Source organism: Trichormus variabilis 0441 (assembly GCF_009856605.1).
Classification (GTDB): domain Bacteria; phylum Cyanobacteriota; class Cyanobacteriia; order Cyanobacteriales; family Nostocaceae; genus Trichormus; species Trichormus variabilis.
On the sequence record NZ_CP047242.1, the window covers coordinates 1,001,131 to 1,015,883 of the forward strand.

The following is a 14,753-nucleotide window of genomic DNA, read 5'->3' on the forward strand; positions in this document are numbered from 1 at the left end:
TTTCCCTTCCCCCAATCCCCAATCCCCATCACTTCGACCAAGCAGGATGAGCAAATAACGCAGCAATCACCCGCACCCCTCGTAATTGATTAGACAGGGGTAGATGACCTCTAGGCGCAGTTAAATTCCAAGTAAAGCCATTCGGGTAGCGAGTCCAGTTATTACCGCTTTTCCAGCCAATTTTCGGCCAGAAATTATCCCAGTTTTTCCCTAAACTCAACCAAATGTCTCTCTGTACGGAAAAGCCAAACTTACCTTCAGAGTGAACTATCCACAGTTGATTAATGGTTTGTAAGTCATCAGAGGGAAAGCTATCCACGTCTGTAAAATACAGCCATTTCCTTTTGACAGCCATTGGCCCTGCTATTTCGCACATGGTTTCAATGGTCAGGAGGTCTGCGGCTTGGAAATCTTGTTGAGCTAGTAACTGTTGCAAAAGATTGTAATTAATCCCGCAGCTTGATTTTAGAGTTACAATGCCCTCAGGAAAATTATTTTGCAAAAATTCCTGGGCTTGAGGTGCATCAGACTCGTAAAGCACTTGGTAGGCTTTCCCATCAATCCAAGTCGCTGGGTTCTCACGACGTTTCAGTAAGAATTCCATTAAAACATCTAATCCTTCATTGCCCACATCAGCCAACTGTAGGATTATCTGTTGTTGGACTTGGATAGACCCAGCGATTAGCCGTTGCCTGAGGGAATCGATGTCATTAGCAGTGCCTGATACAATCATTGGGTCTGTCATGCCATTACTCGTGATTAGCGGGAGAGTGAAAAAACGGTCGGCTATCGGCCTTCTTGATGGCGAAGCAATGATAGCGAAAAGTAGTTTACTATTTTTGATCGTACAAAATTGCGGCGGTTTCACTGAAAATCCTATATCAGAATCCTCCAATGCTGTAAAAAGATGAATAGGGGGAAAATCTGCGCCTCAATGAATGATGGAATGGGAAGCGGGGAGTAGGGAGTAGGAAGCCGAGGCGAAAACAACAAAAAATCCCCATCCCCAATCTCCAATCCCCAAGACACAACGTATCTTTGTGGAGTGTGTGAAATATGTACAACAAGATTACCCCCCCTACAACCGGAGAAAAAATTACCTTCAAAAATGGTGAGCCGGTTGTGCCTGACAATCCAATTATCCCCTTTATTCGGGGCGATGGAACGGGAATTGATATTTGGCCAGCTACGGAAAAAGTACTGGATGCGGCGGTAGCCAAAGCCTATCAAGGTAAGCGGAAAATTAGTTGGTTTAAGATTTACGCTGGGGATGAAGCCTGTGATTTATACGGGACTTATCAGTATTTACCAGAGGATACCTTAACAGCCATTAGGGAATATGGTGTGGCAATTAAAGGACCTTTGACTACTCCGGTCGGTGGTGGTATCCGTTCCTTGAATGTGGCACTAAGACAAATTTTTGACTTATACGCCTGTGTACGTCCTTGCCGTTATTATGCGGGTACACCCTCACCTCACAAAAATCCTGAAAAGCTAGATGTCATTGTTTATCGGGAAAACACAGAAGATATTTATCTGGGGATTGAGTGGAAACAAGGTAGTGAAATAGGCGATCGCCTCATCTCTATCCTCAACAAAGAACTCATCCCCGCCACCCCAGAACACGGTAAAAAGCAAATCCCCCTAGATGCTGGGATAGGGATCAAACCCATCAGCAAAACTGGTTCCCAGCGCCTAGTACGTCGCGCCATCAAACACGCCCTTACATTACCCAAACACAAGCAACAAGTGACCTTGGTGCATAAGGGTAACATCATGAAGTACACCGAAGGGGCTTTCCGTGATTGGGGTTACGAATTAGCCACAAGTGAGTTCCGCCAAGAGACTGTCACCGAAAGGGAATCTTGGATTTTAAGCAACAAGGAGAAAAACCCGAATATATCCTTGGAAGACAACGCCCGTCAAATTGACCCTGGTTTTGATGCCCTGACCCCAGAGAAAAAAGCGCAAATTGTCAAGGAAGTAGAAACAGTTCTTAACTCAATTTGGGAAACCCACGGTAACGGGAAGTGGAAAGAGAAAGTGTTAGTAAATGACCGGATTGCTGACAGTATCTTTCAACAAATCCAAACCAGACCAGATGAGTATTCGATTCTGGCGACAATGAACTTAAACGGCGATTACTTGTCTGATGCGGCGGCTGCTATTGTCGGCGGCTTAGGAATGGGGCCAGGGGCAAATATTGGCGATTCCTGCGCCGTGTTTGAAGCTACCCACGGTACAGCACCCAAACACGCCGGCTTAGACAGAATTAACCCAGGTTCAGTCATCTTATCTGGGGTGATGATGTTGGAGTATTTGGGTTGGCAAGAAGCCGCAGACCTAATTAAGAAAGGTTTAAGTGATGCGATCGCTAATAGCCAAGTCACCTACGATTTAGCTAGATTACTCGAACCACCAGTTGAACCCCTAAAATGTTCTGAATTTGCCGACGCAATTATCAAACATTTCGGTTAATTAAAAAATAAGGAATGGTGAATCATTATCAAATTCCCATTCTCTTTATTAATGAGACAAGGGTGAGCAATGCTCACCCTTGTCTTCCCCTAACTATACGATTATCATTCTTACAACTCATGTCTCAAGTATGAAGTATATCTTGTCTTAAGTGCTTCTGAAGTATTTCGTGACCCTTTGGCTAAATTATCGTTGTTGTTTTGGGGATTCTTTCGCAAGCATTTATTTCGTGCGAATGAGATATATCTGTTGGCAGGAGATGAAGTTGTATCAAAACTTGTACTCATCCCTACATTGAATAGTTTTTCGACCTCATCATAAAGATTTCCTTGATTATTTTTTAACGTAATTAAATAATCTGCATTTTGCTGCGTAATTAACTTCACAATTTCTTTTTGTCAACCTATTGCATCGATTGTCACAATACATCTAGACAGTTCTCATACCTTTAACAACTCGGTAATTGCTGTAATTTCATTCGACTTTTCCTCCACCTTCACTTGTCCTAATACTAATCTATTTGTATTTGCCCATGCACTCACTATTTGCATTGCACTTTGCTCACTACTGTCGTTTGGTACGATCTATGCCTAGATGTTCTATTACACCAAAGTGGTCAGCAATCGTGATTTTGGGCTTGAGCTTCATTCAACTATAATCTGGGTTCTTTTGGTTTAATGCAAAGAATTAATTTACTATAGAGAGAGACCCGTATTGCTTGGCAGCCCTCGGCTGTCAAAAAATCACCCTGTCCATACAACGATTATCATTCTTATTAAGTTTCGTGACTAATTCTATGAAAGTCTTGTGTGGTAGAGTGTTGAGGGATTTCAGCTTGATTCTCGATCTTTAATATTTAGATGCGGTCGCCCTACCGTAGGCATCGCTTTTTTTATCCGACCTCACAAAATAGCGTTTCTCCCATCACTGTAAGGCTTTTGGGTTTCGCACCGGGAACTAGTCTAACCTCCAGGTTTTTAATATTTATTTTATAAATGAGTCAGTACTCTACCTAATTATGTAGTAATGACTAAATAGTAGTTAAAGTTAGTGTAAAGTTGAAAAAATTTGACAAAAAAAAATTACTTTACGGTAGACTAACACGTAGTTAATACTTTTGATCTCAAAAAAGCTGTGTACAAAGAAAATTTTCCTCTGGGGCAAACAAATATCAAACTGTTCCACAATGAATTGGAATGTGGAAATTGAAGATATCAAATCATGCTATTCTAGTAGCACAGAGATGTTACTAATGTATTTATTGTAATTTTGTGTGATTTCTTTCGGTAATAACTCTAGTTCTTCAGTAATAGATATTTCCAAAACAGTATGTTTTGGTGTAGAGTAACATCGTAATTTTGTGTGATTTCCCTCGGTAATAACTCTAGTTCTTCAGTAATAGATATTTCCAAAACAGTATGTTTTGGTGTAGAGTAACATCGTAATTTTGTGTGATTTCCCTCGGTAATAACTCTAGTTCTTCATTAATAGATATCTCCAAAACAGTATGTTTTGGGGTACAGTGACATCAAAATAAGTTTTTTGACACAAAAAATTAGTGAAGTACTAAAATTGACCATTACACTAAAGACGGGTTGCAGCTTTAGTTTCAAAATCGCTAATCGTATTGATATAAAAAGATTTTTGCCGGGGCAAAAGTCTATCAAGCATCCGTTTTTAGTATAGATAATGTTTTTCATGTTGCTTTGCACAGGATACTAAGCAGAAATCTAACATCACCTTCCTCACCTTCAGCATACACTTGTGAATATATGTCAAATGTTCAGTTAGACAAGACTTACCTAGACTTACGTGAACCTGTATTTATCAAATTGCGTAAAGGTTCATGGTGGTTAAGATTAGTAACACTTGTTATTGTAGATTTTTCTCTTCTATTACTAGCTTGGGTATTGGCTAAAAATTATTCTACAAATTATAATTGGTTTGATATAAAAAGCTTTTCATCTATATCAATAGCTGCTGCTATCCAAATAGGTGCATTAGCTATCCAGGGTAATTACCACTCTGGTAAAAAATGGTATGATTACTTAAATATTCTGAAAACATTGACTTTTGCACATGGACTAATATTATTTTTCTGTTTACTATATCAGCCAATAATTGAGTCTAAGAGTTCATCATTAATTATATGGTCGTGGGTATTTAGCACAACCTTTGTTTGTTTTGGTAGATATATTGTATACCTTAAGCTTAATTATCTACGAAGATTTAAATTATTAGGTAGGGCTAAAATATTTATTATTTGTGAATCTCAAAAGTACGAAAAATTCGTAAACCTAATCAATAAAGACGAGCGTTACGTCTTGCTAGGACAAGCAAATGCTAATTGTTTAGATAGAGATTACCGCCAAGAAACGTTAGGGAAACTTAATAAATTGGGTGTAACGGAAATTTTCGTTTCTTGGGATGCTATCAAAAACAGAATTTTTGTCTGTTGGCTATTTCAGGCTGCGGGAATTGCAGTACATATTGTCCCAATGGAACTAAATCCGATTCATAGAGATATAGATTTCAATAGAATTGGCGGAATGACTTATTTAACTTTTGATTGTCCAATAATCACAGGTAGAGATTTTTGGATTAAGCGGAGTTTTGATTTTTGTTTTGCTAGTTTATTTTTACTGTTGACTTTTCCCGTATATCTAGCGATCGCTATAGCAATTAAACTAGATTCTCCTGGTACAGTCTTTTACAAACAAACTCGCATAGGCATACGGGGAAAACAATTTAAAGTCTGGAAATTTCGCACCATGAGGTCTGATGCGGAAAAGATGCAAAAAGAGTTGGAAGCTCTGAATGAAGTGAAGGACGGCATTATCTTTAAAATCAAAGATGATCCAAGAATCACCAAGGTTGGTAAATTTCTCCGTCGTTACAGCTTAGATGAATTACCTCAAATCTTTAACGTCTTGTTGGGAGAGATGAGCTTAGTTGGTCCTCGTCCTTTACCTACTAGAGATGTAGAGAAATTCTCTGAGCGTCATTTTATCAGACAAGAAGTTTTACCTGGTATTACTGGTCTTTGGCAAGTTTCTGGTCGCTCAAATATTTTAGATTTTGAACAAATAATCAATTTGGATCTGAATTACATTGAAAACTGGTCACTCCGCTTAGATTTTGAAATCCTACTCAAAACAGTACGAGTAGTTTTGAAAAAAGAAGGTGCTTATTAGGAAAATGTCCAGAGAAATTTGATTTTTCATGATAAAACAATCGGTGATTTTAACTTTGTATGGAAAAACAGTTAAGGAAATATCCCCACAACCAGTGCATTCATCAGTTATTTGAAGAACAAGTAGAACGCACACCTGATGCAGTGGCTGTTGTTTTTGGTAAACAACATTTGACTTACCAACAATTAAATCACCGAGCCAATCAATTAGCGCAATATCTGCGAACCTTGGGTATAGGAGCAGAAATGCTAGTAGGAATTTGTCTAGAGCGATCGCCAGAAATGATCATTGGATTGTTAGCAATCCTCAAAGCTGGGGGAGCTTATGTACCTTTAGATGCAGGATATCCACAAGAACGCCTAGCTTTCATGCTAGTAGATACCCAAATCCCAGTATTATTAACCCAAAAAGAATTAGTCAAAAAATTACCTAATCATGAGGCGCGCGTAATTTGCCTTGATACTGATTGGGAAATTATCAATCAACACACACCAGAAAACCAAAATATTAGCATCACACCTGATAATTTGGCTTATGTCATGTATACCTCAGGTTCTACAGGACAACCCAAAGGTGTGAGTGTTGTTCATCGTGGTGTAGTCCGCTTAGTCAAACAAACTAACTACGCTAACTTTACTAATACAGAAATATTTTTACAATTTGCGCCCATATCTTTTGATGCTTCCACCTTTGAAATTTGGGGTTGCTTACTCAACGGTGGAAAACTCGTTTTATATCCCAGTAACACCCCATCTATAGATGAATTAGGACAAGTTATTCAAAAATATCAAATCACTACCATCTGGTTAACAGCAGGCTTATTTCATCTCATGGTAGATGAAAATATTCATGCTTTAAAACCCTTACGTCAACTGTTAGCAGGTGGTGATGTTTTATCCGTTTCTCACGTCCAAAAATTTCTAAAAACAGTAGAAAATTGTCAACTAATTAACGGTTACGGCCCCACAGAAAACACCACCTTTACCTGTTGTTATCACATCAAAGACCCAGTCAGACCAGATAGCTCAATTCCTATTGGTCGCCCCATCGCTCATACCCAGGTATACATATTAGATGAAAATTTGCAACCAGTAGCAATGGGAGCAACAGGAGAATTATATATTGGTGGCGACGGCTTGGCACGTGGTTATCTCCATCGTCCAGAATTAACCAAAGAAAGATTTATTGAATTAAATAACTCAAACTTTCAATCCCTAACTCTATATAAAACAGGGGATTTAGCTCGTTATTTACCAGATGGCAATATTGAATTTCTGGGACGAATTGACAACCAAGTGAAAATTCGAGGCTTCCGCATTGAGTTAGGAGAAATTGAGCGAGAGATTTCTCAATATCCTGATGTGCGAGAAAACGTCGTTTTGGCTCATCAGACGGCAACAGGCGAAAAGAGATTGGTAGCTTATATTGTGCTACATCAAAGCAGTTCATATAAACAAGAACAATTACGTAATTTCCTCCAGCAGCGATTACCAGACTATATGTTGCCATCGGCATTTATGGTTTTAGAATCATTGCCGTTAACTGCTAATGGCAAAGTAGATAGACATAAACTTCCCACTCCCAGCAAAGAACGTCCCCAACTGGAACAAGTATATATTGCACCCCAAACTGATTTACAACGGCAGTTAACCAATATTTGGTCTGATGTTTTGAATATTGAGCCAGTGGGTATTGATGACAACTTCTTTGATTTGGGTGCAACTTCGACCTTAATTATGCAGATAGCTGTGCGAGTACAACAACAACTAGGAATTGAGCTATCGGTGGTGAAACTGTTTCAGTATCCTACAATCGCTGGCTTGGAAAAATATTTAAATGTAGAGCAGAACACTCAACAATCCTATAACCAGCTGCAAAGTCGCGCTCAACGCCAGCAAGCAGCAGCTTCTGCTCGTCGTCGTCATAGTCAACGGGGGGTTTAAGCAATGGTGAATATGAAAACAGTGGAAAACCAAGAGCCTCTTGATGGTGTTGCAATTGTTGGCATGGTAGGACGATTCCCAGGTGCGAAAAATGTCCAGGAATTTTGGGGAAATCTTTGTGCAGGGAAAGAGTCAACTACTTTCTTTCAAGATGAGGAGTTAGATCCCAGCATAGATCCGCACCTCGTACAAGATCCGAGTTATGTGAAAGCTAGAGGGATAATTCCTGGGGGAGAAACCTTTGATGCTGCCTTCTTTGGAATTAATCCCAGAGAAGCCGAAGTGATGGACCCCCAAAGTCGGGTGTTTTTAGAACTAGTTTATGAAGCCCTGGAAAACGCCGGTTACGATGCAGAAGCATACAGTGGCTTAATTGGTTTGTATGCTGGCTGTGGTCAAAATACCTATTTCGCTAATCATATCTGCGGTCGCCAGGAAATTATCGATCGCGTCGGTGAATTTCAGACAATGCTGGCCAATGAAAAGGATTTTTTGACTACCCGCGCTGCCCATAAGCTCAACCTCAAAGGCCCGGCTGTTAGTATCAGTACTGCTTGTTCTACTTCTTTGGTGGCAGTCATTCAAGCCTGTCAAAGCTTAAGTAACTATCAGTGTGATATGGCTTTAGCTGGTGGTGTGTCCATGACTACACCACAAAACAGTGGTTATATCGCCCAAGAAGGAACTATGTTATCTGGGGATGGTCACTGTCGTCCTTTTGATGCCAAATCTCAAGGCACAATGTTTAATAATGGTGCGGGATTAGTAGTATTAAAGCGTGTAGAAGATGCAATACAAGATGGCGATCGCATCTATGCAGTCATTCGAGGCTTTGGTATAAACAATGACGGTGCTGACAAGGTAAGTTTCACCGCACCTAGTGTAGATGGGCAAGCCGAAGCCATAGCAATGGCTCAAGCCTATGCTAACTTTCATCCAGAAACGATTTCTTACATTGAAGCTCATGGTACTGCCACATCTCTAGGCGACCCCATTGAGATTGAAGCTTTGACCCAAGCCTTTCGCATCCATACCAATAGCAAACAATTTTGTGCGATCGGTTCTCTCAAAAGTAATGTGGGACATTTAGTAGCGGCGGCTGGTGTTGCAGGTTTGATTAAAACTGCCCTTGCCCTTTATCATCAGCAGATTCCACCCAGTTTAAACTTTGAGGCTCCAAATCCCAATATTGATTTTGCCAATAGTCCTTTTTATGTCAACACGCAATTAACTCCTTGGCCGCAAGGAGAAACGCCCAGGCGTGCTGGTGTGAGTTCCTTTGGTGTGGGTGGGACTAATGCCCACATTGTCCTAGAAGAAGCACCAGCGATTCTACCTTCTAACTTATCCCGTCCCAGCCAATTATTATTGCTTTCAGCCAAAACCAGTACAGCTTTAGAGACAGCTACAGTAAATTTGCAGGAGCATTTACGAAACAATGCCTCTATCAACTTAGCTGATGTTGCCCATACCCTACAAAGGGGACGTAAAGCCTTTAACTATCGGCGCTTTGTGGTTTGTCAAAATACTAAAGAGGCCATCACCACGCTACAGTCTTTAGAACCCAAGCGCGTGTTTACTCGCCACACACAAGTCCGTGATCCCGAAATTGCCTTCATGTTTCCCGGACAAGGTTCACAATACGTCAATATGGGATTTAATCTCTACAGCCGCGAAATTGTGTTTCGGCAAGTAGTAGATCAGTGTGCAGAAATTCTCAAACCAATATTGGGTAGAGATTTGCGAGAAATTATTTATCCAGTAGCCACGGATATTGAAACTGCATCTACAGCACTGCAACAAACCTGCTTTACCCAGCCTGCATTATTTGTAGTTGAATATGCCCTGGCGCAATTGTGGCAAAGTTGGGGAGTGAAGCCCCAAGCAATGATCGGTCACAGTATTGGGGAATTTGTGGCTGCTTGTCTTGCCGGTGTCTTTAGTTTAGAAGATGCCTTAATGTTGGTAGCTAATCGTGGTCGATTGATGTGGGAGTTACCAAGGGGGGCAATGTTATCTGTGCGTTTGTCCGCCCCAGAGGTAGAAAAACGATTGGCAGGAGAATTAGCGATCGCCGCCATCAACAGCCCTTCTTTATGTGTAGTATCGGGAACCACAGAAGCGATCGCCGCCTGGCAAACACAACTAGAGACAGCAGAAATTGTCTGTCGTCTGTTACACACATCCCACGCATTTCATTCTCCCATGATGGAGGCGATCGTTGCTCCCTTTGCTGAGTTAGTCGGGAAAGTTAAATTATCGCCACCCCAAATTCCCTTTGTTTCCAGTGTTACAGGTGATTGGATTACCCCAGAAGAAGCCACCAATCCCATGTATTGGGCCCAGCATTTGCGCCAGACAGTCAGATTTGCTGATGGTGTCAAAACTTTATGGCAGCAGCCAGAACGCCTCTTACTAGAAGTAGGGCCACGCACAACCACCACCACCCTAGCACGGCAACAAGCTAAAGATATTAAACAACAAATAACCATCGCCTCTCTCAGCGACAATGCCGATAACGAGGCAGAATGGACAGCCCTACTGCAAGCAATGGGGCAACTATGGTTAGCAGGAGTCACCATCAACTGGAACAACTTCTATCAAGAAGAAAGACGACAACGTATTCCTCTACCTAACTATCCCTTTGAACGTCAACGCTTTTGGATTGATCCTCTACCCCATCCCAACCGTAATACCAATCACAAACCTGCCCATTATCAACTAGAAAAAACTCAAACTATGTCAGCCCAAACTACACTCATTTCACTGCTAAAAGAAATTATTGAAGAAACCTCTGGACTAGAAATTGCCAGCGTTGACGCATCAACAACATTTCTGGAAATGGGGTTAGACTCTTTGTCTCTCACACAAGTTGGACTGGCATTGAAGAAAAAATTCAAAGTTAAAGTTTCACTGAGACATTTACTAGAAGTTTATCCAAATTTAGCAACACTGGCTGATTTTCTCCAGCAAAACCTATCTGCCGAAGCTTTATCTGCATTAGTTCCTTCCGAAACAACATCACCATCCGCCACCTTAAGCCTGCAAGAAGTTTCGACAAACGGCTCAAATGGCAAGAATGGCAAGAATGGTTCTACCCCATCCCCAATGTTGCTAGTACCTCCAACTTCAACAAATGGAAATGGATCAAAGAATGGCTCCTTACCCCAAGTTTCTTTGCCCAATGTAGCATCCAGCGCCCTCGAAGGAGTGATTAATCAGCAGCTACAAATTATGGCTCAACAACTAGCGCTGCTGGGTAATAACAGTCAACCTGTAACTGTGCCAGCCGTAAACGGACAAAATAACGGTGTCAAATCAGAAAAACCCGTTACCCAAAGCAACCAAAAACCAGAACCACAAGATTCTACAGAGAATCTTCCCAAGAAAGTCTTTGGTGCAGGCGCTCGCATAGAAACCACTCAGACTAAAACTCTCACACCGCAACAACGCACTTATTTAGACAGCATTATTCAAAGATATACACAAAGAACTCAAAAATCTAAAGAATATACTCAAACCAATCGCCCTCATCTAGCAGATCCCAGGAGTGTTTCCGGCTTTAACCCAACGATGAAAGAGATGGTTTACCCAATTGTGGTGTCTCGCTCATCAGGTTCTAAACTTTGGGACATTGACGGCAATGAATACGTCGATTTAAGTAACGGTTTTGGCCTGAATTTGTTCGGTTGGTCGCCTGCATTTGTCACAGAAGCCATCGAAGCCCAGCTTAAGCTCGGTATGGAAATTGGACCCCAGACCCCATTGGTGGGAGAAGTTGCCAAGCTGATGTGTGAAATAACCAACTTCGATCGCGCCGCTTTTTGTAACACAGGTTCAGAAGCAGTACTAGGAGCGATGCGCCTGGCACGAACCATTACAGGACGTAACTTAATCGCTATCTTCTCTGGAGGTTATCACGGTATTTTAGATGAAGTTATTGTTCGTGGTACAAAAAAACTGCGATCGATTCCCGCAGCCCCTGGTATCCCCCAAGAAAAAGTAGACAATATCTTAGTAATTGACTACGATGCCCCCGATGCTTTAGATATTCTCAAAAGTCGGGCTGATGAATTAGCTGGTGTCATGGTGGAATCGGTACAGAGTCGCCGCCCAGAATACCAGCCAAGGGAATTTCTCCAACAATTGCGACAATTCACTGAACAAGAAGATATTGCCTTGATTTTTGACGAAATTGTCACCGGCTTTAGGATTCATCCCGGTGGCGCACAAGCTCATTTTGGCATCAAAGCTGACATTGCTACCTACGGCAAGATTGTAGGTGGTGGTTTACCTATTGGAGTCATTGCAGGCAAATCGAAATACATGGATGCGTTGGATGGTGGCTTTTGGCAATACGGAGATGATTCTGTTCCAGAAGTTGGTGTGACTTACTTTGCCGGAACTTTTGTTCGTCACCCCCTAGCATTAGCGGCAGCAAAAGCAGTACTCCAACATCTACTAAAGAATGGACCAAGCTTGCAACAACAGTTAAACGCTAAAACTGATCAGTTTGTGGTAGAACTAACGGATTATTTCCAACAAATGCAAGCACCATACACTGTTCACAATTTCGGTTCTCTGTTTATGGTGAAGTCTGCACCAGAATTCCTCTACGGAGACTTATTATTCTATTTGATGCGGGATAAGGGAGTGCATATTTGGGATCATCGACCATGCTTCCTCACCACAGCTCATTCTGATGCTGATTTGTCCTTAGCAATGGCAGCCTTTAAAGAAAGTATTGCCGAAATGCAGTCTGCTGGTTTTTTTTCTGCCCCAACTCCAACAACTAAAGGTAGTCCAGAATCATCTAAAAACCTTCGTAACCGTCCACCCCAACCCGGAGCTAAATTAGGGCGAGATCCTGAAGGTAATCCATCCTGGTATGTTCCAGATCCTCAACGACCAGGGAAATATTTACAAGTCAGTAGTGTTTCTTAAAACAGATTGACATCAGCCTATCTCTGTTGTTTAAAAAACAGGTTTTTGCTAATAAAGCAACAGAGGTAATTTTTATACATTGAATTGATTTTCTTTTCAAAATTTAATTTTAGTAAATTAGCAAAGCAATATGACTGTAATAGCCTCCCCCTATCAAAAATATCAGTTTTTGAAAAAAGTTTTAAAGAACATTCCGGTTATCTCAGATTACATCCGTTATCACTGGAGTTTTTATAGAACTCTAACTGCTTGCCGGGGCGTTTATCGTAACTTTCCTGAAGCGTTGCGGGCAACTCCAAAAGGGGCTAAAGCTGGCTACAACCAGCCTGAAATTAGTAAACATCCATCCGCAGCAAAATTAACAGCAGCCAGGGAGGCTAATGAGTTTAATAGTCAGGATTATCCAATCCTTGTCTGGCTTGCGTCTGCATTCAGAAATAGTTCAACTGTTTTTGACCTCGGTGGTAATGTAGGACACGCCTACTATACTTCCAAAAAGTTTTTGCAATATCCTCACAATTTACAATGGTTAGTATGTGATATTCCAGAAGTAGTTAACGCAGGAGAGGAGTTAGCAAAAAAAGGCAATAACCCAGGCTTATCTTTTACTGTAGATTTTTCCCAGGCGGAAAATTCAGACATCTTGATTACTTGCGGGACTCTTCAATACATAGAACCATCATTGGCAGAGATGTTGAATAAATTGAAGAAAAAACCTCGTCACATCTTGATAAATCAAGTACCATTTTACGACGGAGAAACATTTATTACACTACAAAATATTGGTTATGCTTTTTGTCCTTACAAAATTCAAAATCGCCACGAATTTATTGCATCACTTTCTGCAATTGGATATGAATTAATTGATAATTGGAAATTAGAGCGTTCCTGTGCTATACCTTTTCATCCTGAGAGATTGGTTCGTAACTATCAAGGATTCTATTTACGTCTTCAATAGTTTTAGATGTAAATTTAGCTGAGGAACAGACTGTTAATAGTTCATCGAGATATAGCTTTCATGACCAACGATGTAAAACATATTAAGCCTCTGACTTCTATACGAGGTATTGCAGCTTTATCAGTTGTAATACTTCATTTTTCTTACTATGCCTTACCAAAAACAGGTGTAATTTTGTCATCCCATAGTGCTTTTTTCTATAACAGCTATTTATGGGTTGATTTTTTCTTCATCCTGAGTGGTTTTATTATGACTCATGTTTACATCAATCATTTTTCATCTGGAGTCAATTTACATAAATACTGCTCATATTTATTTTCGCGCTTTGCTAGGATTTATCCCCTACATATATTTATATTGATTCTTTTTATTGGATTAGAGATTATAAAAATATTTTTACCAAATGCTGAGCCTTTTACAGAAAAATTTAATTTAACTGCACTTTTTGCTAACATTTTCATGTTGCAAGCTTTCGCTCTTAATTGTCCACCATTATTTTGGTGTAATACCTATTGGAATGAACCAGCTTGGTCAATCAGTGTAGAATTTATTATTTACTTTATATTTCCATCCCTCTTGATTAAATTGTTAAACAACCAGCAAAAAGATGATTTGTTAATTTACTTTTTTAGTCTGACATTATTATTCTTGGTCACACTAACCAGAGGTAATCTAGACAGCATTATTGGAATACCTTCGATAGCTAGATGTGGACTAGAATGTATTATTGGTATTATTACTTATAAGGTATATCGCAAAGGCAATTATCAAAAATATTGGAATAACAATTTATTAACCATAGTATCTTTATTGTGGATATTTTTGATTATGAATTTTAACTGGGATGATTCGCGTCTTATTCGTAGTATCCACGACTGGATAGTCTTACCGGGGTTTTCGCTACTTATCTTATCTTTATCCGTTAACAAAAATAATGTAATGACAAAATTTCTTAAATCATCATTTATCGTATATTTGGGGACTATATCTTACTCTATTTATATGATTCACTGGTTTATTCAAGAAGCATTAAAAGTTTTTTGGTTTTATAAGTTTAATGTTACTTTCGGAAGTACTTTTAACGAATATCAATCTATGATATCCTTGGGTATATTTATGGTAATAGTATTATGCAGTGCATCATTAATTCATAATTTTATAGAAGTACCTGGGCGAAATTCTTTAAAATATAAATTTTTAACTAAACAATAAAACAATATCTTCATCATTAGTAGC

6 protein-coding genes and 2 pseudogenes are annotated in these 14,753 nt (G+C 40.0%); 6 read left to right on the forward strand and 2 right to left on the reverse strand.

Translation table 11 applies throughout. The features are described 5' to 3' along the window. Positions 1 to 28: 28 nt before the first annotated feature. On the reverse strand, positions 29 to 745 hold the full coding sequence (locus GSQ19_RS03925) for a GUN4 domain-containing protein (protein WP_041456495.1): 717 nt from the start codon (positions 743 to 745) through the stop codon (positions 29 to 31). Between the two features lie 311 nt (positions 746 to 1,056). Between GSQ19_RS03925 and GSQ19_RS03930 the strand changes: the two genes are divergently transcribed. Continuing rightward, positions 1,057 to 2,478: an NADP-dependent isocitrate dehydrogenase gene (locus tag GSQ19_RS03930; protein WP_011321489.1), complete on the forward strand. Its 1,422-nt coding sequence runs from the start codon at positions 1,057 to 1,059 to the stop codon at positions 2,476 to 2,478. Positions 2,479 to 2,747: 269 nt separating this feature from the next. Here the strand turns inward: GSQ19_RS03930 and GSQ19_RS29955 are convergent. After that, positions 2,748 to 3,047: pseudogene (locus GSQ19_RS29955) on the reverse strand (ISAs1 family transposase); the annotation flags it as partial. Between the two features lie 1,203 nt (positions 3,048 to 4,250). Here GSQ19_RS29955 and GSQ19_RS03940 point away from each other — a divergent pair. The 5 genes and pseudogenes from GSQ19_RS03940 to GSQ19_RS03960 all read left to right on the forward strand — a co-directional run bounded on the left by GSQ19_RS03940 (position 4,251) and on the right by GSQ19_RS03960 (position 14,729). Continuing rightward, a complete protein-coding gene (locus GSQ19_RS03940) occupies positions 4,251 to 5,672 on the forward strand; it encodes a sugar transferase (RefSeq protein ID WP_011321490.1) in 1,422 nt (473 codons plus the stop codon). 71 nt (positions 5,673 to 5,743) lie between these two features. Further along, positions 5,744 to 7,615, forward strand: a pseudogene (locus GSQ19_RS03945) (non-ribosomal peptide synthetase); the annotation flags it as partial. A gap of 12 nt (positions 7,616 to 7,627) precedes the next feature. Then, complete coding sequence (locus tag GSQ19_RS03950) at positions 7,628 to 12,559, forward strand: type I polyketide synthase (protein WP_224311571.1); 4,932 nt, start codon at positions 7,628 to 7,630, stop codon at positions 12,557 to 12,559. A gap of 130 nt (positions 12,560 to 12,689) precedes the next feature. Beyond that, positions 12,690 to 13,517: a TIGR04325 family methyltransferase gene (locus GSQ19_RS03955; RefSeq protein WP_011321493.1), complete on the forward strand. Its 828-nt coding sequence runs from the start codon at positions 12,690 to 12,692 to the stop codon at positions 13,515 to 13,517. A gap of 60 nt (positions 13,518 to 13,577) precedes the next feature. Continuing rightward, complete coding sequence (locus tag GSQ19_RS03960) at positions 13,578 to 14,729, forward strand: acyltransferase family protein (protein WP_011321494.1); 1,152 nt, start codon at positions 13,578 to 13,580, stop codon at positions 14,727 to 14,729. Positions 14,730 to 14,753: the final 24 nt, after the last annotated feature.